The organism is Frigidibacter sp. ROC022 (genome assembly GCF_024723735.1).
Classification (GTDB): domain Bacteria; phylum Pseudomonadota; class Alphaproteobacteria; order Rhodobacterales; family Rhodobacteraceae; genus SLM-1.
Genome location: NZ_JANQDU010000001.1, coordinates 387,221 through 412,175, shown reverse-complemented (window position 1 = coordinate 412,175; position 24,955 = coordinate 387,221). Strand labels below are relative to the sequence as shown.

Genomic DNA, 24,955 nt, shown 5'->3' with positions numbered 1-24,955 from the left:
CACCTGTTGTCTGAAGAGGGCCTGCGAAGGCCATCATGGCACCGGTCGGGACCGGCCGAAACCCCGGGTGGCGGATCCTTGCCTTCGGTCGGTCGCCGGTCTTGCATTTATCCGACCTCAGGCGGCCGGTATCGGCCTGAAACGGGCAGGTTCCTGCACTTAGGCAACGTCATTGCGGCAATTCCGCCAGCCAGGCGGCCATCGTCCCGACCGCCCAATCGGTCAGCCCGGGCGATTGCGTGTCACCCGCGATGATATGCCGGTTCGGATCGGTGCCCGGAACCTTCGGCGGTGCGACCTCCTGCATGGCGCCGCCCCATCGGGCCAGCACCCGCCGCGAGACACCGGCATCCACCACCGCGTCGGCGGGGTCGATCAGCGCCAGCAAGGGCGCCTTGACCCGGCCCAGATCGAGCCGCCGCGCCACCCGGACAACGGCGGCCATCGGCACCAGTGCCACCGAGGGGTAGCGCATCGTGTTATGCGCGGCATGTTCGGGGTTCTGCGCCTCCCAGACCCGCTCGCGCCCCGCGAGCAGCGGCACGTAGAAGCGCGCGAAAGGCCCGTCGAGCAGAAAGGCGAACCGCCCCCGGACCCGGAAGTTCGGCGAGACGAAGACATAGCCATCCGCCTCCTGCCCCGAGGCCGCCTGCACCGCCGCCACCGTTGCCCCGGTCGAGGCCGCCACCACGATCACCCGCCGCCCCAGCCGCCGCCCGATCGCCAGCGCCTCGCCCGCGTCGCGCAGCCAGTCCGCCGCCGTCGCCGCGCCGAGCGCCTCGCCCGGCAGCCCGTGCCCGGTCATCCGGGTCACAAAGAGATTGGCCCCCAGCTGCGCCGCCAGCCGTTCGGTCACCGGGGAAATCTCGTGCCGATCCGCCGAGAACCCGTGCAGATAGATCAGCGCCAGATCGGTCTGCGCGCCCTTCGCGCCGGCCCAGATGATCCGCTTGGCGGCGTCGCTGCGCAGGTCGGGCACGGCGGCCTCTGCCCGGGCCAGATAGGCGTCCAGGTCCTCGCCCAGCAGACCGGCGTCGAACCCGGGGTCCACCACCGGCTCACGCGGGCCGAACAGCCAGAGCCCGGCCAGCCCGGCCGCCAGGATCGCCAGCGCGGTCAGCATCTACCCGTCGATCCGTGTCAGCAGCTCGGCCAGGGTCGCCTCGATCAGGCCCAGGGCTTCGGGCGAGGAAAACCGGTGATCGGCACCCTTCAGCACGCAAAGCCGCATGTCCGGGGCCTGTGCATGGTCCAGCACCGCCAGCGAGACCGCCAGAGGCACATCGGCATCCGCCGAGCCATGCAGCAGCCGCACCGGCATCGGCAGCGACAACGGCTTGCCCAGCACGGTTTGCCGGGCGCCATCGGTAAACAGCTTCGCCGTCATCACCGTCGGCGCGTCGCCATAGGGGTTGGGCAGCGTCACCCGCCCGTCGCGGGCCAGTTCCTCCCGCTGCTCGGGCGGCATCGCCGACCATGGCGCCTCTTCCGAGGTGAAATCCGGCGCCGCCGCAATTCCCAGGAAGCCGGCCACCGATGCGGCACGCTCGCGCGCCAGGAGCATCCCGATCCAGCCGCCCATCGAGGAGCCGATCAGAACCTTCGGCCCCGGCGCGGCAAAGATCACCGCCGCCGCGTCGGCCGCCCAGTCGCCGATGCAGCCGTCCAGGAAGTCACCCGACGAGGCGCCATGCCCGGAATAGTCGAACCGCAGGAAGGCCCGGCCATGCGCCTGCGCCCAGGCTTCCAGCCGCACCGCCTTGGTCCCGGACATGTCGCTTTGAAATCCCGGCAGGAACACCAGTTCCGGCCCCTGCCCCGCCGTGCGGCGATAGGCGATCCGGCGTCCTTCGGGCGTAGTCAGATAATCGGTCATGCAGTCCCCCTTGTCCCTGCCTTGATGCAACGCGTCGCCGCCCGGCTGCAAGCGCCGGTTGACATCCCCCGGGCGGATCGCCAAATGACCCCCCACATGACTTGCAACCGGGCGCTTGGTAGGCGCCAAACTGACGAGGAGATGGCCCGATGGCCGATTTGTCCCTGACCTTCCCCGATGGCTCTGTTCGCAAATTCCCGGTCGGCACCACGCCCGCCCAGGTCGCGGCCTCGATCTCCAAGAGCCTCGAGAAGGCTGCCATTTCCGCCACCGTCGGCGGTCAGCACTGGGACCTGGCCTGGCCGATCCCGATGGACGCCACGATCTCCATCAACACGATGAAGGACGACGAGCCGGCGCTGGAGCTGATCCGTCACGACCTGGCGCATATCATGGCCCGCGCGGTGCAGGAGCTCTGGCCCGACGTGAAGGTCACGATCGGCCCGGTGATCGAGAACGGCTGGTATTACGACTTTGCCCGAGACGAGCCCTTCACCCCGGACGATCTCGGCGCCATCGAAAAGAAGATGAAGGAAATCATCAACCTGCGGGACCCGGTCCGGACCGAGGTCTGGTCGCGTCAGGATGCGATCGATTTCTATGAAAAGGCCGGAGAGCCCTTCAAGGTCGAGTTGGTGAACGCGATCCCCGATGACGGGCAGCCGATCCGGATGTATTGGCATGGCGACTGGCAGGATCTCTGCCGCGGCCCGCATCTGCAGCATACCGGGCAGGTTCCCTCGGATGCCTTCAAGCTGATGTCGGTGGCCGGTGCCTATTGGCGCGGCGACCACCGCAACCAGCAGCTGCAACGGATCTACGGCGTCGCCTTCAAGAACCGCGAGGCGCTCAAGGCGCATCTGACCATGCTGGAAGAGGCCGCCAAGCGCGACCACCGCAAGCTGGGCCGCGAGATGGACCTGTTCCACATGCAGGAAGAGGCGCCGGGCCAGGTGTTCTGGCATCCGAACGGCTGGAGCATCTACACGACCCTGCAGGACTACATGCGCCGCAAGCAGAGGGCCGGCGGCTATGTCGAGATCAACACCCCGCAGGTGGTCAACCGGTCGCTCTGGGAAAAGTCCGGCCACTGGGCGAACTACCGCGAGAACATGTTCATCGTCGAAGTGGACGAGGAACACGCCCGCGAAAAGACCATCAACGCACTGAAGCCGATGAACTGCCCTTGCCACGTGCAGGTCTACAACCAGGGCCTCAAGTCCTATCGCGACCTGCCGCTGCGCATGGCCGAGTTCGGCTCGTGCAACCGTTACGAACCCTCGGGCGCGCTGCACGGGATCATGCGGGTGCGCGGCTTCACCCAGGACGATGCGCATATCTTCTGCCGCGAGGACCAGATCGAGACAGAATGCGCCCGGTTCATCGAGTTCCTGTCCTCGGTCTATTCCGATCTCGGGTTCGATGACTTCGAGATCATGTTCGCCACCAGGCCCGAAAAGCGGGTCGGGACCGAGGAAAGCTGGGACCGGATGGAGGCCGCGCTGGAAAATGCGATCAAGGCGACCGGCCGTTCCTATACGCTCGACCCCGGCGAGGGCGCCTTCTATGCGCCGAAGCTGGACTTCAAGCTGACCGACGCCATCGGCCGGGTCTGGCAATGCGGCACTTTCCAGGTGGACCCGAACCTGCCGGAACGTCTGGATGCCACCTATATCGGCGAGGATGGCGCCAAGCATCGCCCCTACATGCTGCACCGCGCCTGCCTGGGCAGCTTCGAGCGCTTCATCGGCATCCTGATCGAGAACTGGGCCGGCAAGCTGCCGCTCTGGCTTGCGCCGCGGCAGGTGGTGGTGGCCTCCATCGTGTCGGATGCCGACGACTATGTGCAGGAGATCACCCGGAAACTGACCGATGCCGGGCTGCGGGCCGAGGCGGACGTGCGGAACGAGAAGATCAACTACAAGGTCCGCGAACATTCGCTGACCAAGGTTCCGGTCATCCTGGCCATCGGTCAGCGCGAAGTGGCCGAGCGCACCGTCTCGCTGCGCCGCCTGGGCGACACGCGGACCCGGACGCTTGCCCTGGACGAGGTGGTCTCGATGCTGAGGACCGAGGCCCTGCCGCCCGACCTCGCGGCCGACCGGGCCTGATCTCTCCCGCCTGGCTGCGCGCTACCAGCGCAGCCAGCGCGCCCCCAGCAGGGCGCCGAGGCCGGTGACGATCCCGATTCCGAGACCGTACCAGACCACATAGAACAGCGGCGTGTCCTCGACACAGAAGGTCGAATAGATCGTCGCCGCCAGACCGGCGGCGGCGAGGCCCGCCAGGGCCCCGCAACGCGCCGGATGCTCGGGTGCGCCGCTCCGCAGGGCCAGCAGCAGGCCGGACAACGGCGGGATCGACAGGACCGTGATCGAGGGCAGGCAGACCTGGATCGAATGGCCCAGGAACCCGGTCATCCGCAGATCCGGTGCGGTATCCAGATAGGCCCAGACCAGCAGGCCCGCCGCCACGACCAGCAGCGCGGCCACGCCCCAGCGGGCCGCCCCCGGCCGCGCGCCCGGACGCGCCGCACGCTGCACCAGTCCCAGACCCAGAAGGCCCAGCCCCAGCGGGATCAGCGTCTTGGCCAGGATGACCGGCTGCGTGATCGCCTGCCAGAGGTCGGGCCTCGGCCCCAGGGCCAGGAAATACAACAGCAGGGTCGCCAGCAGCCCCAGCGGCAGCGCCATCCCGACCTGGCGTCCGAGCGAGGGCGCGGGCGGCAAGGCGGCCTCCTGGGCCAGTTGGTTGATCAGGTCTTCGGTTCTCATTCCAGCCTCTCGTCGGGGACGGTCCCCGCCACCTTCTGCGCCGCCGGCTCGGTCCCGTCGCGCGCCAGTTTCTTCAGCCGCGTCATGGCCCGGTGATAGGCCACCCGTACGGCGCCTTCCGTCATGCCCAGCCGGGCACCGACCTCGGCGGCACTGTTGCCTTCGACGGCCAGCGCCCGGACGATCCCGGCCGAACGGTCGTCGATCCCCGCCAGCATCCGGCCCAGGTCGCGCCCGGCCATCACCTCGCCGAAGCTCTCGTCGGGCAGCACCTCGGCCAGGTCGTCGATCGGCACCGAGTTCCCGCCGCGCCTGCGCCGCCCGGCATCCGCGGCCTTGTACCGCGCGATCGCGTAGAGCCAGGGCGTCACCGGTTCGGTCTCGCGCCAGGTGTGACGCTTGGCGTGGACTGCCAGCAGCACCTCCTGCAACACGTCCTCGACCTCCTCTGCCCGGCCCGGGCTTCGGGCCTGGACCACACGGCGCAACACCGGCGCAATCTCGCCAAGAACCTGCGCATAGGCCGCGCGGTCACCGCGGTTGGCCCGCCGTAGAAGATCGGCCCAACGGTCCTCGCGCTCGCTCATTCACCACTCCATTCGCACCGGTCCGGCGAAACGTTACAGCCTCCGGCGAAAATAGGCCATTTCCTTCACCCTTTCGTGAGGTCGGTAACGGAATCGCCCGGGACCGCGAAAGGACAGGCACGGCGGCCGACATTGGCCCCGACCCAACTGGAGGACTACCCATGAACAAGACCCTTGCGATCACCGCCGTTGCCGCAGCTCTGGCCGGTGTCTCGGCCCATACCGCTTCCGCCCAGGATCAGGAAAAATGCTACGGCGTTGCCCTGGCCGGCGAAAACGACTGCGCCGCGGGTCCGGGCACGACCTGTGCCGGCACCTCGAAGGTCGATTATCAGGGCAATGCCTGGAAACTGGTCGCCAAAGGCACCTGCGAAACCATGGAACTGCCGGCCGGCATGGACGGCACGGCGCGCATGGGCTCGCTGGAACCGCTCGACCGCGACATGCCGAAAGAAGGCTGAACCGTTCTGCTCCGGGGCGCCGATCCTGCGCCCCGGAGACCACCTGCAGGGGGACATGCGATGCTCGACGCCACGACTGCCCAGCCGACCGGCCTGCCTCAGCGGCCCGGCGTCGGCTACAAGCCCCAACACTATCAGGACATCCTCGAGGACCCCGGCAGCGTCGCCTGGCTCGAGATCCATGCCGAGAACTACATGGGCGACGGCGGCCGCCCGCTGGCGCAGTTGCGCCACCTGGCCGAGCGTTTCCCGATCTCGGTCCATGGTGTCGGCCTGTCGATCGGCGGCGAAGGCCCGCTGGACGCCGAACATCTGGCGCGGCTCCGCCATCTTGTCGGCTGGCTGAACCCGGCCAGCTTCTCCGAGCATCTGGCCTGGTCCACCCATGACTCGCACTATCTGAACGACCTGCTGCCGCTGCCCTACACCGAGGTGACGCTGGCCCGGGTCGCCGAGCATGTCGATCAGGTGCAGGACAGCGTCGGACGCCGGATGCTGCTGGAAAACCCTTCGACCTATCTGGCCTTTGCCGAAACCGAGATGAGCGAGATCGAGTTTCTGACCGGCATCGCCAGGCGCACCGGCTGCGGCCTGCTGCTCGACGTCAACAACGTCTTCGTCTCGGCCACCAACCAGCAAAGCGATCCGGAATCCTATATCGACGCATTCCCGATGGACCTGGTCGGCGAGATTCACCTTGGCGGCCATGACGCCGATACCGACGACCAGGGCGCGCCGCTGCTGATAGACAGCCACGCCAGGCCGGTGGTCGATCCGGTCTGGGCGCTCTATGGCCGGACCATCGCCCGCGCCGGCGCCCTGCCGACGCTGATCGAATGGGACAACGACGTGCCCGACTGGCCGACGCTGAGGGCCGAGGCCGGTCTTGCGGCGGACGTCCTTGATCACAGGGTCGGGGTCACGGCATGACCTCTCCCGATCTGCCCCCGAAATCCGGCCCGCTCTCCGCCGCCGGCCAGCGCCAACCCGGCTTCGTCGCCGCGCTTCTGGACCCTGACGCCGCGGTGCCGCCGGGTCTGATCGGCCCCGATGGCCGCCCCGCCGGCAAACGCTTCGACGTCTATCGCAACAATGTCACCGTTTCACTGATCGACGCGCTGGAACAAAGCTTCCCCTGCATATTCAAGCTGGTGGGCGAAGAGTTCTTTCGGGCCATGGCGCGCGAGTTCCTCCGCATTCATCCGCCGAAAAGCCCCAGGCTGGCAACCTATGGCGACGAGATGCCGGGCTTCCTGGAACGCTTCCCGCCGGTCGCGCATCTGGGCTACCTGCCCGATGTCGCCCGGTTGGAGAACGCCCTGCGCGCCGCCTATCACGCCGCCGATGCCGCGCCCATCGACACGGATGCCCTCGGCGCCCTGCCGCCCGAGCGGCTGATGGCGGCGCGGATCGGGCTGGCCCCGGCCGTGCGGATCGTCGCCTCGGACTGGCCGATCCTGGCGATCTGGCGTGCCAACATGGCCGACGGACCAAAGCCGCAGATGCAGGCCGAAACCGTGCTGGTCGCCCGGCCCGGCTATGACGCCAGACCCTATCCGCTGGCGCCCGGTGCCGCGCGTTTCCTGCAGGCCCTGGCCGAGGGCCGGAGTTTTGGAGTGGCGCTGGAGGCCGCCGGACCCGAGCTCGACCTGACCGCCCTGTTGCAGACCCTGGTCGATGCACAGGCCATGACGTCCATCACCGAAGGGACCGACGATGCTGGAACTTCTGACCGCCTATGACCGCCTGACCCGGCGCCTTGCCGCCACCGCCCCGGCCCTGCTGCCGAGCCTGGCGCGGCTGGTGCTGGCCGGCACCCTGCTGATCTATTACTGGAACTCGGCGATGACCAAGCTGGGTGACGGGGTGCTGGGCATCCTGCGCCCCGCGAGCGGCGCCTATGCGCAGATCTTCCCCAGGGCCTTCGAGGCCGCCAGCTACAACGTGCAGAACCTCGGACTGTTCCACTGGGCCGTGGTCGAAGCCGGAATGCTGGCCGAATTCATCCTGCCGCTGCTGCTGCTGATCGGTCTCTTCGGACGGCTGGCGGCGCTCGGCATGATCGGCTTCGTCCTGATGCAGTCGCTGACCGACATTCATGGCCACATGGCCGATGCCGCGACGGTCGGGCGCTGGTTCGACGGCGATCCCGGTGCCCTGATCTGGGATCAGCGCGGGCTGTGGATCATGGTGCTGCTGATCGTGGTCTGGCTTGGCTCGGGCCCCCTGTCGGCCGACCGGCTGCTACGCCGCGCCCAGCCATAGGGCCTGCACGTCAGGCTTCCAGCCCAGGGTCAGCCGGTCGCCCTCTTCGATCACGGGCCGCTTGATCAGGGCGGGATGGCGGGCCATCAGCTCGGCCGGCGGCAGGGCTTTTTCGGCCTCGTCCAGCCCGCGCCAGGTGGTCGAGGCCCGGTTCAGAAGGCCGGGTCCAAGCGCCTGCAACCAGCGCTCGATCTCGGCCACATCCGGCGCGTCTTCCCGGAAATCCCTGAATTCCGGCGACAATCCCGCGGCCCGAAGCGCCTTGAGCGCCTTCCGGACGGTGTCGCAACTCTTCAATCCATGCAGCTTCATGAGTCTCCCCTGCTCATTTCCTCACCCAAGTCCAGCGCAATCGCAACAGATCTTGATAAAAATTGATTCCTGCTCATAATACCGGCGCGTGACAACAGACTTCGCTTACATCGCTCCTTTCCGGAGCAGCCGTAAGTAGCCCTGGCTGCACCGCCCCGCCGCAATCTCGCGGTCGGGAAACGTCGAAGGAGAGACGGCATGCCGACCGGCACCGTAAAATGGTTCAACACCACCAAAGGCTACGGCTTCATTGCGCCGGATGATGGCGGCAAGGATGTCTTCGTTCATATCTCTGCTGTCGAGCGTGCCGGGATGACCGGGCTCGCCGACAACATGAAGATCGGCTACGAGCTGCGCGAGGGCCGCGACGGCCGCGCCTCTGCGACCGAGTTGCAGAAGCTCTGAACCGGCGCGAAGCGCGTCCTGACTGAAACCGGCGATCCGGGGCGCTGCGGCGCCCCGGATCGTGCCATGTCCTGCGGGACCAGGGGGGCACGGCGATGCCGCTACTGCTGACCTTCGGCGATTCCAACACCTATGGCACCCTGCCGATCCGGGTCGAAGGCGAACCCGGTCGTCGTTTGCCGCCCGATGAACGCTGGCCCGGCGTCTGTCTTGCCGCGCTCGGCGACGCATGGTCGCTGGTCGAGGAAGGTTTGCCGGGACGGACATTGGCGCATCCCGATCCGGTGATGGGGCCGCATATGGACGGGCGGGTCGGGCTGATGATCGCCTTGCAGAGCCACGGGCCGATCGACGCGCTGACGCTGATGCTGGGCACCAACGATATGAAGCGGGTCTTCGATGTCTCGCCCGAGCAGGTCGCGGCGGATGCCGGGGTTCTGCTCGACATCTGCCTGTCGGACGAGATGCAGGAGCGGCACGGCGGCTTCGATGTCCTGCTGATCTGCCCGCCGCCGGTGCTGGAACAGGGCGCCCTGGAAGTGAAGTTCCGCGGCGGCCATGCCAAGTCGCTGGCGCTGCCCGAGCTCTACCGGGCCGAGGCCGAGAGCCGCGGCCTGGCCTTTCTCGACGCCGGGACGCTGATCGAGAGCTCGGCCATCGACGGGGTGCATTTCGAGGCGCCGGAGCATCGGAAACTGGGCCGCGCCGTCGCCGATCTGCTGCGCGATCCGGGCGAATAGCGGCCGCCCGCGCCCCGCCTGGCCGGGCGTCCCCATGGGGACGGGGGGTCAAGGCATTGGAATCCTTTAAAGACTCCTGCGGACGGGTGTTATGGTTAATGCTCCGTTGACGCAGGCCGGGCTTTGGCCGGGGAGCGACGGGGTGTGGTGCGTGCGAGCACGCACCCTACGGAATCCCCGGACCGGCACCCACTTTCCGGCTGGCCTGGCGCAACCGAGGGCCGCGCCCGACCGCGGGTGGGCGCCGCTACGGGTCAGCTCTTGCGATTTATGGCGCCGCCCCATCGGGTCTTGCCGCTGGGTCCGAGGGAGAAGAAGCGCCCGCCCGTGCGGGCGGCCGGGCGCTGCCCGGCGGCGCTGCGCGCCTTGATTCCGGGCTGGCGGGGGCACCCAACGACTTCTGCTCGCTGTTCAATTGCCAACAAGATTCCTTTTAGATGCCCGAGCGGAAATATCTGCGTGACCGCCAATTTTCGACTCAACCACATCCAAATGAGAATGCCATTCCGGAAGCTTCTCATCTATAATCCAGTAACCGTAGGGTGCGTGCTCGCACGCACCAACCTCCCTGCCGTCTTGCGCCTCCCTCACCCGATCACCCCCTGAAACTCCCGCCATTCGCCCTTGCTCATGCCCGAGGTCTCCTGCGTCACCTCCTCGCCCTTCAGCATCCGGCGCAGGCAGTCCAGCGCCTTGGCGCTCAGCTGGGCGCCGCCGAGGCGGTAATCCTCGAAGGCGGCATAGGCGGCGGGGACCCAGTCGCGGACCATCTCGCAGATCGCCTCGGCATAGACCCGGATTTCCCATTGCGCATGGGCATCGGCGCGCAGCCGCAGGAAATGGAACAGGTTGTGCAGATCGACCTTCCAGTACCATTGCGTATAGATATTGGCCGGCAGGTTCATCCGCGCCAGCTCGCGCGCCAGACCCTGCTGCGGGCTGCCGTCCGGGGCGGTGTCCGAGATCATCGCCTCGTAATGGTCATAGGCCCGCCCGGCATCGGCCTTGAGCCAGTCGAGCACCCGCGCCGCCTCTTCCGGGCCCAGGGACTCGCCCCGGCCCTGGTTGTTCTGCCGCGACTGCGCCGCCAGGGCCGAAGCCTCGGGGATGTAGAATTCGCGGTCGAGGATCGAATAGCGGGCCGAATATTCGTTCACATTGGCGGTCCGGTGCCGGATCCACTGCCGGGCGACGAAGACCGGCAGCTTGACGTGCAGCTTGATCTCGCACATCTCGAACGGGGTCGAGTGCCAGTGCCGCATCAGGTAGCGGATCAGCCCCTCGTCATTCGAGACCGCCTTGGTGCCGCGGCCATAGCTGACCCGCGCCGCCTGGCAGATCGCGGCATCGTCGCCCATGTAGTCGATGACCCGGACGAAACCGTGATCGAGCACCGGCTGCGCGGTGTAGAGCCGCGCCTCGAGCCCCGGCGAGACCGCGCGAAGCGTCGGCACCGGGGTGGCGCGCTGCTGGGCAATCTCGGCCTCTTGCTCGGGGGACAATGGCATGACGGGCTCCTCTGGGGTATCTCGAATCAAAAACCACTATATATAGCGGTCAGGGGGCGGCAATCGACCAGATCGGGGGCTGCCGCAAAGCGGGGCTTTCCGGCATCAGTCACAGGGTCCCCCGTCGGCGAAAACGCGGCGGCAGTTGACACGATACCGTGAGATCAGGGACGCTGGCCGCAAAGAAAACAGACCAATGGCAGGTGTTGACATGAAGAGGGCGGCAATCATCCTACCGCTGGCGCTGGCCTTGAGCGCCTGCGGCGACGGGACCAATCCGTTGTTCAGCGTGACCGAAGACGACGGCGGCGGCGGCGGCAGCTCCACCTGCGACGGCAACACCACCTGTTCGGGCGAGGTGAACCGGTTCACCTACAATCCCTCCACCGACGTGGTCTCGATCAACAACCTGCCGTTTGACCTCGATGGCACCTATGTACGCGACGTGACTCTGGACCGGAACGGATTCCGCGGCTACCGGAACTCGGCCGGCGACGAGGACTACGTTGCGCTGTTCTCAGCCAGCCTGGCCGACAAGGTCTCGGCCGGAGTTGTCGCGACCGACGGCTACATCAATTTCGGCTATGGCGGGACGATGTACACCTCGACGGGTGCGACCCTGCCGAACCAGGGCGAGGCGACCTTTGAGGGTCCCTATGCCGGGCTGCGGGTCTATGAGGGCGACTCGACCGAGATGGGAAGCTCGACCGGCGTGGTGAAGCTGCGGATGGATTTCGACGATTTCGACGTGGTGGGCGCGATTGACGTGCTGGTGGTTGACCGGCAGGCCTTCGACAGCAACGGCAACCTGATCGGCGACCTGCCCTACCTGTCCGGCTCGACGACCGACCACGACGGCATCAAGATCAACGCGACCGACGTGGTCGAGGTCTTCCCGGACAGTTCGACCGGCGGCACCGGCACGCTGGAAGGCATCTTCGGCGGGACGGTCGGCGCGGGGCTCGAGGGCCAGGTCGCCGGGGTGGTGGTCATCACCAGCGCCGATGACGACAGCGGCCTGCAAGTGATGGAGCGCGGGGCGTTCATCGCCGATCAGACTGGCTTCATCTCGCCATGAGTCCAAGGCGGGCGGCTGTCCGCCCGATTGCGGCCCTGATCCTGCTGCTGGCGCTGTTCGCGGCACCGGCGCGCGCCGAGGATCTGACTCCGGATCAGGCGCGCGCGATTGCGTTGCAAGCCTCGCTGCGGGGCGATTTTCGGCTGGCCTACGACCTGGCAAGGGTGCTGCTGGAGCGCGACCCGAACGACGTGCCGGCCCTGCTGGCGCTGGCACGGGCGGCGCCCGCTCTGGGCCGGGCCGACCAGGGCATACGCGCGGCGGCACGGGCGTTCCGGCATGCTCCGAACCGGCTGCAACGGTTCAATGCGGCCTTCCTGCGGGCCGGCGCCGAGAATGTCGCCGAACATCCCCTGCGGTCGCAGTTCTGGTTGCGTCGGGCCGCTTCGCTGGCCGAGACCGAGCGGCAGGAAGCTGCCGTCGCCAAGAGCTTTCGCCGGGTCCGGGCCCAGTCGCCGATGCAACTGTCGCTGACCTTCGGCGTGCGTCCGACCTCGAATGCCAATGGCGGCAGTTCCGCCGACGCGATCAGCTATGGAGGGCTGGTCTTCGGCCTGCCGGGAGAAAGCCGGGCGCTGGCGGGGGTCGAGTATTCGGCCGGAGTCCGGCTGCGCTACCTGCTGGATGGCGATGCGCGCCATGCGACGCGGCTGACCACCTCGCTCTACGGCCGGACCTATACCCTGACCCGCGAAGCGCAGGACCTGGCCCCAGATGCGAAGGGGTCGGACTATGCCTATACACAGTTTCAACTGGGCCTCAGCCACGACCGCCGGGTCGGGCGGGACGGCGGGTTGAGCATCGGCCTTGTCGGCGCGCGCACCCACTACGGGGGCGCACCGCTGATGAACAGCCTTGCCTTCAGCCTGGACTATTTCAAGCCCGTCAGCCCCGTGGCCAAGCTCAAGCTCACCTTCGGCGTCGAGCGGCAATGGCGGCTGGATCAGACCTTGCGCTCGGCCGATATCTATACGCTGGGTCTCGGTGCGACCCGGAAGTTCGAGGCCGGCGGTGTCCTGCACGGCGAGCTGACACTGGCCCACACGGACTCGGCGGCCGCCTCGATCGCCAATGACGGCGTCACGCTGCGGCTTGACTACGACTTCGCGAAACCGGTGATGGGCGTGCAGTTCGGGCTGAATGCCGCGGTCGGCGGGCGTCGGTTCCCAACCTCGGTCTTCACCGCGGGCGCCCGGCTCGACCACGAATACAGCCTGGGGGTGTCGGCGGTTCTTACCGAGATCCAGTATTTCGGCTTTTCGCCGCGGTTTGATGTCCTGCTGAACCGGACCGAGTCAAATGACGACCTCTATGATCGCAATGATCTGGGCCTCCGGGTCGGATTGCAGTCGAGCTTTTGACCACCGCCCCGAATACACGCGCCATCGAGCGCCGTCTGGGCGACTGGGCGCGGGGGCGGTTGCCGGGCTGGGCGGCCGAGTTCGTCATGTTCGTGCTGAAACAGGGCTGGGCGGCGCTGTTCGGCATCCTGCTGCTGGTCGGGCTTCTGGCCAGCAAGGCGCTGTGGCAGCCGGGCTGGCCGGTGGCGCGCTATGATGCGCTGGTGCTCTATGCGATCGGCCTGCAGGTGCTGTTCCTGTGGGCCCGGCTCGAGACCCTGGCCGAGGCGCGGGTGATCCTGCTGTTCCATCTGACCGGCACCGCGATGGAGATCTTCAAGATCCGGGCCGGAAGCTGGGCCTATCCCGAGCCGGGGATGCTGAAACTGCTGGGCGTGCCGCTGTTCTCGGGCTTCATGTATGCCTCGGTCGGCAGCTACATGGCCCGGGTGATGCGGATATTCGAGATGCGTTTCGCGCCGTTTCCGCCCTATTGGCAGGTGGCGACGCTGGCCGTCGCGATCTATGTCAATTTCTTCGCGCATCACTATCTGCCCGACATCCGGCTGGCGCTGTTCGCAGCCACGGCGCTGGTCTTCCTGCGCACGAGAATCTGGTTCTATGTGCACCGACATCCCTACTGGATGCCACTGCCGGTCGCGGCGCTGCTGTCGTCCTTCTTCCTCTGGATCGCCGAGAACATCGGCACCCTGACCGGCACCTGGGTCTATGCCCTGACCGATGAGACGCAGTGGCATATGGTCAGCTTCGCCAAGATGGGCAGTTGGTATCTTCTGCTCTATGTTGCCTTCGCGACCGTCACCCTGGTGACGCGAGACATGTTGTCGCCGGTTCCGCTGCGCCCCGAGGCGCGGTGGATGCCTGGCGCAGACCAGCCGGAAAAGGAGACCGCTGCATGACGATCAAATATCTGCACACGATGGTTCGGGTGAAGGACCTGGAGGCGACGAAGGCCTTCTTCGAGCTGCTGGGCCTGGTGGAGACTCGCCGCATCGACAATGACAAGGGCCGGTTCACCCTGCTGTTCATGGCGCCGCCGGATCAGCCGGAATGCCCGGTGGAGCTGACCTACAACTGGGACGGCGACGAGGGCCTGCCTTCGGACAGCCGGCATTTCGGCCATCTGGCCTATCGGGTCGATGACATCTACGGGCTCTGCGCCAAACTGCAGGCGGCGGGGGTGACGATCAACCGGCCGCCGCGGGACGGGCACATGGCCTTTGTCCGTTCGCCCGACAACATCTCGATCGAACTGTTGCAGGAAGGCGAGGCGCTGGCGCCGGCCGAGCCCTGGGCCTCGATGCCCAATACCGGGCACTGGTAAGAGACCCCGACAGGACGGCCGGCCCATTTTGCGCAAGGGCCGGCCGCGCCGGTCCGGCTGCCCTGCCCTAGTAGATATGGCGGATCTGGTCGGCCCAGTAGCGTTCCACCCGGCGTAGCGAGCCGTTGATTTCCAGCAGCCCCGGATAGTCGAGCGTGCCGCGCTGTTCCAGTCCGGCGGCATGGCGGCCGAACAGATCGCCCAGCCGGGCCCGGGTGTCGCGGCCCTTCTGGGTCAACCGGACCCGGACCGAGCGGCGATCGACGTCGCAGCGCTGATGGTGCATGTAGTCCAGCTCGACCAGCTTCTTGAGATTGTAGCTGACATTGGAGCCCTGGTAGTAGCCGCGGCTCTTCAGCTCGCCCGCGGTGACTTCGTTTTCGCCGATGTTGAACAGCAGAAGGCCCTGGACCGGGTTGATCTCGATGATCCCCAACCGCTCGAACTCGTCCTTGACCACATCCAGGAGGAGCCGGTGCAACCGCTCGACCAATCCAAGGGTATCGAGGTATTTTGCCATGTAGTCGGTGTTCTGCCCCGATCCGGCCGTTCCGTCGATGCGCGATAGCATGCTCATCCATGTCTCCAATGACTGTCCCGTCTTCAGAAGGGACAATCGCGGAAAACACCGAACATCCGGTTAAAAGGCGATGCATCGGGCGGGCGGCGGCCGGGCTGGCGGCGCAACGCTCGGGTCAGAGCATCCGGAACCGCTCGGGGTTGGCGGCGGCGCGGGCCTGTTCGGCCAGGCGGGAGACCAGCGACGCAAGGGCCGGCGGCGGTTCCGTCTGGCCGGTGATCCAGGCCAGGATGTCGTGGTCGTTCTCGGCCAGTAGGGTTTCGTAGGCGTCGAGCCCATCCGGGTCGAGCGCGTCGAGCCCATCGGCAGCGAAGGCGCCCAGCAGCAGGTCCATCTCGCGGATGCCGCGGCGGATCGAGCGCAGTTTGAGCCGTTTCAGCCGCACCTCGGGGGTCTCGGCGTTGGCCGGGGCGCTCATGCAGGCTGTCCGAATGCGCGGGCCAGCTGCCGGTCGAGCCGGCCGGCCCTTTCGGCGCTGCGCAGCAGGTCGCGGCGCAGGGCACGGATCTCGGCCCGCAATTCGTCCAGACCCTGCGGGCGTTCGGGCTCGGCCTCTTCCCTGGGCGGGGCCACCCCCGGCCCCTCGCCGGTGAGAATCCACATCAGCGAGACATTCAGCACCCCGGCCAGCATCTGCACCCGGTTGGCGCGGGGATCGGCCTGATCGTTCTCCCAGGCCTGAACGGTGGTGTCGCGAACACCCAGCCGGCGCGCCAGGTCAGCGGTCGTCAGGTTGGCGGCCTCGCGGGCGGCGGTCACCCGGTCGCCAAAGGTCGCGGTGTTGTCGGAATACCAGTCTTCGGTCATCGGAGCCTCTCTTCTCGCAAACCCGGGCACGCGGGCCTGACGCCATCACGGGCGGCTGCGAATGCGCTTGATCGGGTTTGTGCGGCACCCTAAGACAAGGCGCCGCGAAACACAAACCGGAGTCCCCGATGGCCTTCCTCTCCGACACGCTGGCGCGGGTCAAGCCGTCGCCCACGATCGCCGTCACCAGCCGCACGCTGGAGCTGAAGGCCGAGGGCCGCGACATCATCGGGCTGGGCGCCGGAGAGCCGGATTTCGACACGCCCGACAACATCAAGGAAGCGGCAATTGCGGCGATCCGGGCCGGCAAGACCAAATACACCAATGTGGACGGGATGCCCGAGCTGAAGGCCGCCATCGTCGAGAAGTTCAAACGCGAGAACGGGCTGAGCTACGGGCCGCAGCAGGTCTCGGTGGCGACCGGCGGCAAGCAGATCCTCTTCAATGCGCTGATGGCGACGCTGAACCCGGGCGACGAGGTGATCATCCCGGCGCCCTACTGGGTCAGCTATCCCGACATGGTGCTGCTGGGCGGCGGCACCCCGGTGATCGTCCCCTGCCCGATCGAGGCGCAGTTCAAGATGACGCCCGAACAGCTGGACGCGGCGATCACGCCAAAGACGAAATGGCTGATCTTCAACTCGCCCTCGAACCCGACCGGCGCCGGATACAGCCGCGACGAGCTGAAGGCGCTGACCGATGTGCTGATGCGGCATCCGCATGTCTGGGTGATGACCGACGACATGTACGAGCATCTGGTGTTCGATGATTTCCGGTTCTGCACCCCGGCCGAGGTCGAGCCGGGGCTCTACGACCGGACGCTGACCTGCAACGGCGTCTCCAAGGCCTATGCGATGACCGGCTGGCGGATCGGCTATGCCGCCGGGCCGGTGGAACTGATCAAGGCGATGGCGAAGATCCAGTCGCAATCGACCACCAACCCGTCGTCGATCAGCCAATGGGCGGCGGTCGAGGCGCTGAACGGTCCGCAGGATTTCCTGGAGCCGAACCGCAGGCTGTTCCAGCGCCGCCGCGACCTAGTGGTCTCGATGCTGAACCAGTGCCAGGGCGTGACCTGCCCGCGGCCCGAGGGGGCCTTCTATGTCTATCCCTCGATTGCCGGCTGCATCGGCAAGACCAGCGCCGGCGGCGCCGTCCTGACCGATGACGAGGCCTTTGCCCGCGCCCTGCTGGAAGAAACCGGGGTCGCGGTGGTGCATGGCGCGGCCTTCGGCCTTTCCCCGAATTTCCGGATCAGCTACGCTACCTCGGACGAGGCCCTGGAAGAGGCCTGCCGCCGCATCCAAGGATTCTGCGCGGCGCTGCAATAGGGGATGGTGCATGGCAGGCGAGTTGCCGGAGTTCTTTTTCCGGGTCCGCGAGAATGGCGCATTCGTGTTCCGGGTCGATACCGAGAACCGGATGCGGCGCATCGAGATGGACCAGATCGCGGTCGTCAACATCAAGAACGGCGAGGTCAAGCCACATGGCGGGCACAAGCTGACGGCGCAGGAATCGGCCGCGATCCGCGACTGGATGGAAGAGCGGAGCCGGGTTCTGGCCGAGCGCGACATCGACGATATCCGCCGCGCCGTGGACTATCTGAACCTGACCGCGCATTGGGCCAATAGCCGCGCCACCGACGAGCAGCTGGACGAGATCACCGATCCGCTGCTGCTGGCGATGCATGACCTGCGCTCGGTCCTGGTGCGGCGCAAGGCCGACCGGCTGATCAAAGAGCAGCAGGGCAGCGACGGCTGAGCCGCCGCGCTCAGACCGCCGTGGGCCCGGGCCGGCCCTGCGTTCCTTCCCCGACCTGCCGCGCCTGGCCCATCCAGAACCGCCAGGCCAGCGCCAGCCAGACCACGCTGAGTCCGACCAGAAGCCCGGTCCAGACCCCGATGCCGCCCCAGCCGGCGGGGAAGCCCAGCAGATAGGCCACCGGCAGCCCGATCACCCAGTAGCCCACGGCGGCGATGACCATCGGCACCTTGGTGTCCTGGACCCCGCGCAGCAGGCCGATCGCCATCGCCTGCCCGGCATCGGCCAGCTGGAACAGCGCCGCCATCGTCACGAGGCCGACCCCGACCGCGATCACCTGCGGCGCCGCCGGGTCGGCGGGATCGAGGAACAGGCCGATCAGCTGCCCCGGGATCGACAGGAAGACCGCGATGGTCACCGCCGCGATCAGCGCCGAAAGCGCCACCGCGGTCAGCGCCCCGTCGCGCAGCAGCCGCCCGTCATGCAGCCCCGCCGCCTGCCCGGCCCGGATCGTCGCCGCGTTGGACAGGCCCAGATGCAGCATGAAGGTGGTCGAGGTCAGCTGCAGCGCGATGCCATGCGCCGCCAGGCTCTCGGCCGAGATCCAGCCCATCATCACCGAGGCGGCCGAGAACAGCCCGACTTCGGCCACCATCTGCAGCGAGATCGGCCAGCCGAGGGCGAAGATCCGCGCCATCACCTGCGGATCGGGGCGCCAGAACCGGGCCAGAAGATCGTATTGCGGGAATTTCCGGGTCGCATAGATCAGCAGAAGGACGAGGATCAGCGTATCCGAGATCAGGGTCGAGATCGCCGCGCCCCTGATCCCCAGCTCCGGCGCGCCCCAGTGGCCGAAGATCAGCACCCAGTTGATCAGCACATGGACCACGAAGCCGACCAGCGTCACCACCAGCACCGCCGAGGGCTGGCCCAGTGCCGAGAGATAGCTGCGCAGCACGTTGTTGAGCAGGAAGGGCACCACGCTCCAGCCCGCGATATGCAGGTAGTCGGCGGCCAGGGCGGCGACCTCGGGCTTCTGCCCGATGGCCAGCAGCAACGGCTCGGCAAAGAGGAACAGCGGCGAGATCAGCACGCCGTAGCCGAGGGTCAGCCAGATCGCCATCCGGGTGGCGCGGCGGACCTGGGCCTCGTCTCCCTGGGCGCGCGCATTGGCCACCACGGCGGGCAGCGCGGTGCCGAAGCCCGAGCCGAGGATGAAGGTCAGGAACCACAGCGTCCCGGCCAGCACGATGGCGGCCAGGTCGTTGACCCCGTACCAGCCGAGCATCACCGTGTCGGTAACATGGATGAAGAAGCCGGCCAGATAGCTGCCGACGATCGGCACACCGAGGCCGAGGAGGGCGGCAGCATGCGCGCGCCAGGAGAGCGAAGCCTTGGTCATGCCTGCCGATTAGGCCCGATTGACGGGCGGGGCAAGGGCGGGAATCGCGCCCCGGTCCGGCCTAGGTCAGCCGGGCCAGAAGCAGCGCCGCGGTGCCCGCGACGACCAGCCCGACCGCGAGCTCCAGCACCGGCACGGCGAGGGCCAGTGCCCGGCTCTCTCCCAGCCCCGCCAGCGCCCCTTCGCGGATGCCGACCGACATCAGCGCGATCAGCGCGATCACGCTGGCCGTGCCGAGCCCCATGACGAAGGTCGCCGCGATCCCGGCCCCGGCGATTCCCATCTGCCAGGTCAGGACCAGGATCAGCACTGCCCCGGAACAGGGCCGGATTGCCACGGCCAGCACCAGCAGGACGATCTCGCGCCAGCTACGGGCCTCGGAAATGGCCCGGGCGTCGGGCAGATGTGCGTGGCCGCAATGGGCGTGGTCGTGCGCATGGGCGTGGACGTGGCCCGCGGCGGCCTTGTCCGGGCCGGCGGCCAGCCGCGCCAGATGCCGCAGCCCGCGCCAGATCAGCCAGAGCCCGAGCGCCAGCACCGCGGCCTGGCCCAGCTGCGCCAGTTCGACATCGACGAAATCCGCCAGCTGCGTCCGGCCCCAGCCCAGAATCCATATCCCGGCATGCACCAGGGGCACCGCCACCGCCGCCTGTGCCAGCGAGGCCGCCAGAGCGATCGCCACCAGACGCCCGGCACCGACCTGCCGACCGACGCCGTAGCCCGCGATCAGCATCTTGCCGTGGCCCGGCCCGACCGCATGGACGAAACCATAGGTGAAGGCCACCGCCATCAGCGCCGTCAGCGCCCCCGGCTGACCGGCCCGCAGCGCCCGCAATCCGCGGGCCAGCGTGCCCTGCGCCGCCCGCTGCTCGGCCAGGGTCCAGAGCGCCAGCCGGTCGAAGCCGCCGCTCAGCCACAGCGCCAGCAGGCCAAGCACGAGGACCAGGGCCAGTGCGATCAGTCCCCGGCGCATGTCAGCACCACGCTGTCGGCAAAGTCCTCTCCGACCTGGGGATATTGCTGCTCGACCAGGGCCCCGTCGTCCGGGCCGAATTGCATCAGCGCCGCCAGCTTGTCCTCGGCCGCCGCCACATCCGGTTCGATCACCTCGGTGGTGCAGTCGCGGCCCTGGGTCTCTACCGGCAGCGTCACGTCGAAGGCAGCGTAGAAGAACGGATCGTAGGTCTTGAAGATCACCGCATGGGCCACCGGATCGATGGGCTTTGCCAGCGGCCGCAGATGGGTCGAGATGATCCGGCCATCGACATAGTCGAGCCCGAAGCTTCGCGGCGGCCCGAGCGCGATCGGCCGGCCATCGGCGGTGCCGTAGAGATCGCCTTCGTAATCCGGCGGCCAGTCGGCGTCCTGCCGGGCCAGAACCGCGATCTCTTCAGGGGTCAGCTCTCCATCGCCATCCGGATCGAGATCCAGATCCTCGATCAGCATCAGGGTATAGAGCTCGTCATAGATCCAGTTGACCCGCACCGCCGTCAGCATTCCTTGGTCGTCGAACTGGAACTTCAGGCCGGCGTCGATGAAGATATGCGGATGCGCCGCCGCCGGCTGGACGCACAGGAAGGTCAACAGGGAAAGCAGGACTGCCGGGCGCCGAAACATGGGCGCAGGCTAGGGCGTGCCGGGACAGGCCGCAAGGAGCGCCCGGCGGCATCTGCAGGTTCTTGCCCACTGGCGTTGCGGGCGCATGGGCGATACATGGGGCCAACGCTTTACGGAACAGGCCGATGTCGCGCATTCTGATCACCTCTGCGATCCCCTACATCAACGGGATCAAACATCTGGGCAACCTGGTCGGCAGTCAGCTGCCCGCCGACCTCTATGCCCGCTACATGCGGGGCCGCGGGCACGAGGTCCTGTTCCTCTGCGCCACCGACGAACATGGCACCCCGGCCGAGCTGGCCGCCGCCAAGGCCGGCAAGCCGGTGGCGGAATACTGCGCCGAGATGCACGAGGTGCAGGCCAGGATCGCGGCGGGCTTCCGGCTGTCCTTCGACAAGTTCGGCCGTTCCTCCAGCCCGCAGAACCGGCACCTGACCCAGCATTTCGCCGGCAAGCTGGCCGATGCCGGGCTGATCCGCGAGCAGTCCGAGAAACAGGTCTATTCGGTGGCCGACGGCCGGTTCCTGCCGGATCGCTACATCGAAGGCACCTGCCCGAACTGCGGCTATGACAAGGCGCGTGGCGACCAGTGCGAGAACTGCACCAAGCAGCTCGACCCGACCGACCTGATCGACCCGCGTTCGGCGATTTCCGGTTCCACCGATCTGGAAGTGCGCGAGACCAAGCATCTCTACCTGCGCCAGTCGGCGCTGAAGGACGAGTTGCTGGCCTGGATCGATTCGAAGACCGACTGGCCGGTGCTGACCACCTCGATCGCGCGGAAATGGCTGACCGACGGCGACGGGCTGCAGGATCGCGGCATCACCCGCGACCTCGACTGGGGCGTGCCGGTGCAGCGCGGCGAGGAGCCCTGGCCCGGCATGGAGGGCAAGGTCTTCTATGTCTGGTTCGACGCGCCGATCGAATACATCGCCTGCGCCAAGGAATGGGCCGATGCCAATGGTGAGCCGGATAGTGCATGGGAACGCTGGTGGCGGACCGAACATGGCGCCCATGATGTTCGCTATGTGCAATTCATGGGTAAGGACAACGTGCCTTTCCACACCCTCAGCTTCCCGGCGACGATCCTGGGCGCCAACAGCCAGCCGGGCGAGGACTGGAAGCTGGTCGATTACATCAAGTCGTTCAATTACCTGACCTATGACGGCGGCCAGTTCTCGACCTCGCAGGGGCGCGGCGTGTTCATGGATCAGGCGCTTTCGATCCTGCCGGCGGATTACTGGCGCTGGTGGCTGCTGAGCCATGCCCCCGAGACCTCGGACGCCGAGTTCACCTGGGAGAATTTCCAGGCTTCGGTGAACAAGGACCTGGCCGATGTGCTGGGCAATTTCGTCAGCCGCGTCACCAAGTTCTGCCGCTCGAAATTCGGCGAGACGGTGCCCGAAGGCGGCAGCCTCGGCCCGCGCGAAGAGGCGCTGATTGCCGACCTGGGCGAACGGATCGCGGCCTATCAGGCGGCAATGGAAGCCATCGAGGTGCGCAAGTCGGCGCAGGAGTTGCGGGCGATCTGGGTGACGGGCAACGAGTATCTGCAGAATGCCGCGCCCTGGACGGTTTACAAGAGCGATCCCGAGGCCGCCGCCGCCATGGTGCGGCTGTCGCTGAACCTGATCAGCCTCTACGCGGTGCTGTCGGCGCCGTTCATCCCCGATGCCGCGGCCAAGATGCTCGACGCGATGGACGATGCCGGTGCGCCCTGGCCCGACGATGTCGGTGCGGCGCTGGAGCGGCTGAAGCCCGGCCATGCCTTCACCACGCCCGAGGTGCTGTTCGCCAAGATCTCGGACGAGGAACGCGAAGAGTGGCAGAAGCGCTTTGCGGGAATCAGAAGCTGAGCGCCGGGGCCGGAGGATGTCCCCGGCCCCGGTCCGGCGTTGGTCATGCGGCGGTCAGCCTGGCCTGCCAGACCGCCAGCCCCAGCCAGACCATCGAGGCCACCATCGCGATGCCGCCTGCCAGCACGAAATAGGGCGGCGCGCCGAGATGGACTTCGGCCAGGATGCCCAGCGGCATCAGCATCCCGGCGAGACCGAGCCAGGACACCCATTTCCCCGCCGCCGGGGCAATCGGCAACCGCAGGGCGAGGTAGCCGATCATGATGTTGAGCAGGGCGAAGAGATTGCCGTGGACATGCGCCAGCCGGGTCTCGAAATGCTTGCCGACCGTGTAGCCGGCGATCCAGTCTTCCTTGCCCGGCGCGAAGTCGCGCAGCCAGATCAGCCAGAAGCCGTAGAGCATGAACAGCGCCAGGAACAGCAGCCCGGCGACGATGTTGAGCTTTCCGTGGGCCTGCGCCCGGTCCCGAGCCATGGTCTGTCCTCTCCGGATCAATGCGCCGGCTGGTGCAGCCGGCAGCGTCCGAGCGCCACCGCCATGCCCAGCCAGAAGCCGCTGCGCAGCACCATCGCGCCGACAGTCCGCATTTCATAGGCGCCGCCGGAATAGACCCGCCAGAGGAAGGCCGCGAACAGCGCCAGAAGCGAGACGGCCAGCAGCCGGGCCAGAACGGTGCCCCAAATGGCGCCGGTCCAGATGCCGATCCCGGCGGCGATGTAGACGGCGCCGGAGAGGAAGTTGAACCAGAGCACCCAGGGCACCGCATTGCCGACGGCGGCCTGAACCTCGGCCCCGCCGAACAGCGCCATGCCGCCGGAAAACAGCGTCAGCGCGCCGAAGGCGATTGCCACGCCCGCACCGATCTTGAGGCCGGTGCCCACCTGTTTGGTCGCAGTCATTGCGGACCTCCTTTGCTTGTCTCCGCCCCGGTGGCGGCCCCCATCAAGTCGAGTTCCAGCTCGATCAGCCGCCCGCCCTCTTCGACGAGGGAGAAGCCGCGCCGGCCCAGCGACCAGCGCAGGGCCAGACCCTGCACCAGCGAGATCAGCAGTGTCGCGCCATCGGCCGGGGCGAGATCGGCACGAAACAGGCCAAGGTCCCGGCCGCGTTGCAGTTCGGCGACCAGCAGGGCCTGGAACCGCCCCATCACGGCGACGAAGGCGGCGCGCAGCTCGGCATTCTCGGCGTGGAGTTCGCGCGAATGCAGGATCGCCGGGATCGCGGGATTGGCCTCGATCTGGCGAAGCTGGACGTGCAGAAGCGCGGCAAGCCGGTCGCGCGGCGTCGCCTCCTGCGCCAGAAGCCGCTGCCATTCGGCCGAGAGCATCCCGGAGATCCGTTCGGCAAGGCCCAGCCACAGGGCTGTCTTGCTGGGGAAATGCCGGAAGATCGCCGGCTGGCTGATGCCGATGGCGTCGGCGATGGCCTGGGTGGTCAGCCGGTCGGGGCCGAGTTCATCGGCCAGCCGCAGGGTGACGGTCAGAATCTCTGCCTTTCGGTCATCGGCGGATTTGCGGGGCATCGGTCGATCCAGTTAGTTATTACAAACTAACTTATGGCTGCAGACAGGCGCTGTCAATCCCGCCGCCGAGCGGGGCGCAGGAGGGCCCGTGCCGGAACGGGGCGGCTAGAGGCTCATCATCAGGAAGCCGCCGAAGGCCAGGGTCGAGGGCGACAGCGACTTGTCGGTGGCGGCGATCATCTGGTGGAAGGCGGCGCGGTAGCCTTCGTAGAAAGCCCAGTCAGGGCGCGGCCGGTAGGTCAGCGGCAGGTCCATCGCCGCCACCACGGCCTTTGCGGTCGTCGGCTTGACGAACACCTCGTCCTGCGGGCGCAGATAGGCCGGCAGCACCGAGATCACCGGCCATTTCGCCAGCTTGTGATCGGACAGGATCCGCACCATGCCTTCGAACCCGCGCCGGGCGTCGCCATGCAACCGATCCTTCAGCGCCTCGGCAAAGCCGAAGACTTCGGGCGGTGTGAAGCTGGCGATGGCTTCGCGCAGCCGCGGCTTCTCGAAGACCGAGAGGACCGAGGACTTGCCGAGCAGCCTGGCGAAACGTTCGCAGACCGCCGCCTCGTTGCCGAAAGCCTCGGGGCCGAAGCCGGCCTGCGCCCCGGCTTCCATCCTGTCCTTGCGGTGCCGGGCCGCGATGGCCTGCATCTCGGGGTTGTCGAAGCCGCCGGGATAACGCTCCAGAAATTCGGCTTCGAGCTGATGCAGGCGGCCGAGGTTCATC

30 protein-coding genes are annotated in these 24,955 nt (G+C 67.3%); 14 read left to right on the top strand and 16 right to left on the bottom strand.

The features are described from left to right. Nucleotides 1–169: 169 nt before the first annotated feature. Together NUW50_RS01945 and NUW50_RS01940 are read right to left on the bottom strand one after the other, a co-directional pair. Entirely contained in the window at nt 170–1,123 is a 954-nt protein-coding gene (locus NUW50_RS01945; RefSeq protein ID WP_258287370.1) for an alpha/beta hydrolase, read from the bottom strand. Further along, on the bottom strand, nt 1,124–1,876 hold the full coding sequence (locus NUW50_RS01940; protein WP_258287369.1) for an alpha/beta hydrolase: 753 nt from the start codon (nt 1,874–1,876) through the stop codon (nt 1,124–1,126). 149 nt (nt 1,877–2,025) lie between these two features. On the opposite strand from NUW50_RS01940, the gene thrS reads away from it, so the two are divergent. Then, nucleotides 2,026–3,987, top strand: a complete 1,962-nt coding sequence (thrS, locus tag NUW50_RS01935; RefSeq protein WP_258287368.1) for a threonine--tRNA ligase — start codon at nt 2,026–2,028, stop codon at nt 3,985–3,987. 21 nt (nt 3,988–4,008) lie between these two features. Here thrS and NUW50_RS01930 read toward each other — a convergent pair whose 3' ends face one another. Together NUW50_RS01930 and NUW50_RS01925 are read right to left on the bottom strand one after the other, a co-directional pair. Beyond that, nucleotides 4,009–4,650 (bottom strand): DUF1109 domain-containing protein, encoded by a 642-nt coding sequence (locus NUW50_RS01930; protein WP_258287366.1) that lies wholly within the window; start codon nt 4,648–4,650, stop codon nt 4,009–4,011. After that, complete coding sequence (locus NUW50_RS01925; protein ID WP_258287365.1) at nt 4,647–5,237, bottom strand: sigma-70 family RNA polymerase sigma factor; 591 nt, start codon at nt 5,235–5,237, stop codon at nt 4,647–4,649. The genes NUW50_RS01930 and NUW50_RS01925 overlap by 4 nt, the downstream gene beginning before the upstream one ends. A gap of 161 nt (nt 5,238–5,398) precedes the next feature. Between NUW50_RS01925 and NUW50_RS01920 the strand changes: the two genes are divergently transcribed. Genes NUW50_RS01920 through NUW50_RS01905 form a run of 4 tightly spaced genes read left to right on the top strand, consistent with a single transcriptional unit; the run spans nt 5,399 to nt 7,963 of the window. Next, entirely contained in the window at nt 5,399–5,698 is a 300-nt protein-coding gene (locus NUW50_RS01920) for a BufA1 family periplasmic bufferin-type metallophore (RefSeq protein WP_258287364.1), read from the top strand. Nucleotides 5,699–5,758: 60 nt separating this feature from the next. Beyond that, a complete protein-coding gene (gene bufB, locus NUW50_RS01915; RefSeq protein WP_258287363.1) occupies nt 5,759–6,628 on the top strand; it encodes an MNIO family bufferin maturase in 870 nt (289 codons plus the stop codon). Next, nucleotides 6,625–7,440 (top strand): HvfC/BufC N-terminal domain-containing protein, encoded by an 816-nt coding sequence (locus NUW50_RS01910; protein ID WP_258287362.1) that lies wholly within the window; start codon nt 6,625–6,627, stop codon nt 7,438–7,440. The genes bufB and NUW50_RS01910 overlap by 4 nt, the downstream gene beginning before the upstream one ends. After that, nucleotides 7,415–7,963, top strand: coding sequence for a hypothetical protein (locus NUW50_RS01905; protein WP_258287361.1), 549 nt, complete (start codon nt 7,415–7,417; stop codon nt 7,961–7,963). Before NUW50_RS01910 ends, NUW50_RS01905 begins: the two co-directional genes overlap by 26 nt. On the opposite strand, the gene NUW50_RS01900 is transcribed toward NUW50_RS01905, so the two are convergent. After that, nucleotides 7,943–8,275, bottom strand: coding sequence for an arsenate reductase family protein (locus NUW50_RS01900; RefSeq protein ID WP_258287360.1), 333 nt, complete (start codon nt 8,273–8,275; stop codon nt 7,943–7,945). The two genes, NUW50_RS01905 and NUW50_RS01900, sit on opposite strands and share 21 nt — an antisense overlap. 198 nt (nt 8,276–8,473) lie before the next feature. On the opposite strand from NUW50_RS01900, the gene NUW50_RS01895 reads away from it, so the two are divergent. Both NUW50_RS01895 and NUW50_RS01890 read left to right on the top strand, forming a co-directional pair. Further along, entirely contained in the window at nt 8,474–8,680 is a 207-nt protein-coding gene (locus NUW50_RS01895) for a cold-shock protein (protein WP_258287359.1), read from the top strand. A gap of 95 nt (nt 8,681–8,775) precedes the next feature. Then, nucleotides 8,776–9,420, top strand: coding sequence for an SGNH/GDSL hydrolase family protein (locus NUW50_RS01890; RefSeq protein WP_258287358.1), 645 nt, complete (start codon nt 8,776–8,778; stop codon nt 9,418–9,420). A gap of 587 nt (nt 9,421–10,007) precedes the next feature. Here NUW50_RS01890 and thyX read toward each other — a convergent pair. After that, nucleotides 10,008–10,928: an FAD-dependent thymidylate synthase gene (gene thyX / locus NUW50_RS01885; RefSeq protein WP_258287357.1), complete on the bottom strand. Its 921-nt coding sequence runs from the start codon at nt 10,926–10,928 to the stop codon at nt 10,008–10,010. Between the two features lie 211 nt (nt 10,929–11,139). On the opposite strand from thyX, the gene NUW50_RS01880 reads away from it, so the two are divergent. From NUW50_RS01880 to NUW50_RS01865, 4 genes are read left to right on the top strand one after another with little or no spacing between them, the layout of a single operon-like run. Continuing rightward, nucleotides 11,140–12,006 carry a hypothetical protein gene (locus tag NUW50_RS01880; protein ID WP_258287356.1) on the top strand — a complete coding sequence of 289 codons (867 nt, stop codon included), beginning with the start codon at nt 11,140–11,142 and terminating at the stop codon, nt 12,004–12,006. Beyond that, nucleotides 12,003–13,367, top strand: a complete 1,365-nt coding sequence (locus NUW50_RS01875; protein ID WP_258287355.1) for a surface lipoprotein assembly modifier — start codon at nt 12,003–12,005, stop codon at nt 13,365–13,367. Before NUW50_RS01880 ends, NUW50_RS01875 begins: the two co-directional genes overlap by 4 nt. Beyond that, a complete protein-coding gene (locus NUW50_RS01870; protein WP_338001339.1) occupies nt 13,364–14,266 on the top strand; it encodes a DUF817 domain-containing protein in 903 nt (300 codons plus the stop codon). The genes NUW50_RS01875 and NUW50_RS01870 overlap by 4 nt, the downstream gene beginning before the upstream one ends. Then, nucleotides 14,263–14,691: a VOC family protein gene (locus NUW50_RS01865; protein ID WP_258287354.1), complete on the top strand. Its 429-nt coding sequence runs from the start codon at nt 14,263–14,265 to the stop codon at nt 14,689–14,691. The genes NUW50_RS01870 and NUW50_RS01865 overlap by 4 nt, the downstream gene beginning before the upstream one ends. A 67-nt stretch (nt 14,692–14,758) precedes the next feature. On the opposite strand, the gene NUW50_RS01860 is transcribed toward NUW50_RS01865, so the two are convergent. The 3 genes from NUW50_RS01860 to NUW50_RS01850 all read right to left on the bottom strand — a co-directional run bounded on the left by NUW50_RS01860 (nt 14,759) and on the right by NUW50_RS01850 (nt 16,078). After that, nucleotides 14,759–15,268, bottom strand: a complete 510-nt coding sequence (locus NUW50_RS01860; protein ID WP_443135068.1) for a MarR family winged helix-turn-helix transcriptional regulator — start codon at nt 15,266–15,268, stop codon at nt 14,759–14,761. A 118-nt stretch (nt 15,269–15,386) separates the two neighbouring features. After that, the gene (locus NUW50_RS01855) at nt 15,387–15,689 is read right to left on the bottom strand and encodes an FAD assembly factor SdhE (protein ID WP_258287353.1); all 303 of its coding nucleotides are present in this window, start codon (nt 15,687–15,689) and stop codon (nt 15,387–15,389) included. Next, nucleotides 15,686–16,078, bottom strand: a complete 393-nt coding sequence (locus NUW50_RS01850) for a helix-turn-helix domain-containing protein (RefSeq protein ID WP_258287352.1) — start codon at nt 16,076–16,078, stop codon at nt 15,686–15,688. Before NUW50_RS01850 ends, NUW50_RS01855 begins: the two co-directional genes overlap by 4 nt. Nucleotides 16,079–16,206: 128 nt before the next feature. Here NUW50_RS01850 and NUW50_RS01845 point away from each other — a divergent pair, with 128 nt between their 5' ends. Both NUW50_RS01845 and NUW50_RS01840 read left to right on the top strand, forming a co-directional pair. Further along, a complete protein-coding gene (locus tag NUW50_RS01845; protein WP_258287351.1) occupies nt 16,207–17,409 on the top strand; it encodes a pyridoxal phosphate-dependent aminotransferase in 1,203 nt (400 codons plus the stop codon). A 10-nt stretch (nt 17,410–17,419) separates the two neighbouring features. Continuing rightward, nucleotides 17,420–17,839 carry a hypothetical protein gene (locus tag NUW50_RS01840; RefSeq protein WP_258287350.1) on the top strand — a complete coding sequence of 140 codons (420 nt, stop codon included), beginning with the start codon at nt 17,420–17,422 and terminating at the stop codon, nt 17,837–17,839. 10 nt (nt 17,840–17,849) lie between these two features. Here NUW50_RS01840 and NUW50_RS01835 read toward each other — a convergent pair whose 3' ends face one another. From NUW50_RS01835 to NUW50_RS01825, 3 genes are all read right to left on the bottom strand, one after another. Next, nucleotides 17,850–19,241 (bottom strand): MATE family efflux transporter, encoded by a 1,392-nt coding sequence (locus NUW50_RS01835; RefSeq protein ID WP_258287349.1) that lies wholly within the window; start codon nt 19,239–19,241, stop codon nt 17,850–17,852. Between the two features lie 61 nt (nt 19,242–19,302). After that, nucleotides 19,303–20,214, bottom strand: a complete 912-nt coding sequence (locus NUW50_RS01830; RefSeq protein WP_258287348.1) for a nickel/cobalt transporter — start codon at nt 20,212–20,214, stop codon at nt 19,303–19,305. Continuing rightward, nucleotides 20,199–20,825, bottom strand: coding sequence for a DUF1007 family protein (locus NUW50_RS01825; RefSeq protein ID WP_258287347.1), 627 nt, complete (start codon nt 20,823–20,825; stop codon nt 20,199–20,201). The genes NUW50_RS01830 and NUW50_RS01825 overlap by 16 nt, the downstream gene beginning before the upstream one ends. 158 nt (nt 20,826–20,983) lie before the next feature. On the opposite strand from NUW50_RS01825, the gene metG reads away from it, so the two are divergent. Next, a complete protein-coding gene (gene metG / locus NUW50_RS01820) occupies nt 20,984–22,714 on the top strand; it encodes a methionine--tRNA ligase (protein WP_258287346.1) in 1,731 nt (576 codons plus the stop codon). A 43-nt stretch (nt 22,715–22,757) separates the two neighbouring features. On the opposite strand, the gene NUW50_RS01815 is transcribed toward metG, so the two are convergent. The 4 genes from NUW50_RS01815 to NUW50_RS01800 form a co-directional block, all read right to left on the bottom strand. Next, nucleotides 22,758–23,189, bottom strand: coding sequence for a hypothetical protein (locus NUW50_RS01815; protein ID WP_258287345.1), 432 nt, complete (start codon nt 23,187–23,189; stop codon nt 22,758–22,760). A 17-nt stretch (nt 23,190–23,206) separates the two neighbouring features. Continuing rightward, nucleotides 23,207–23,614, bottom strand: a complete 408-nt coding sequence (locus NUW50_RS01810; RefSeq protein WP_258287344.1) for a hypothetical protein — start codon at nt 23,612–23,614, stop codon at nt 23,207–23,209. Further along, complete coding sequence (locus tag NUW50_RS01805) at nt 23,611–24,237, bottom strand: TetR/AcrR family transcriptional regulator (protein WP_258287343.1); 627 nt, start codon at nt 24,235–24,237, stop codon at nt 23,611–23,613. Before NUW50_RS01805 ends, NUW50_RS01810 begins: the two co-directional genes overlap by 4 nt. Nucleotides 24,238–24,342: 105 nt before the next feature. Further along, nucleotides 24,343–24,954, bottom strand: coding sequence for a hypothetical protein (locus NUW50_RS01800; RefSeq protein WP_258287342.1), 612 nt, complete (start codon nt 24,952–24,954; stop codon nt 24,343–24,345). Between the last annotated feature and the right edge of the window lies 1 nt (nt 24,955).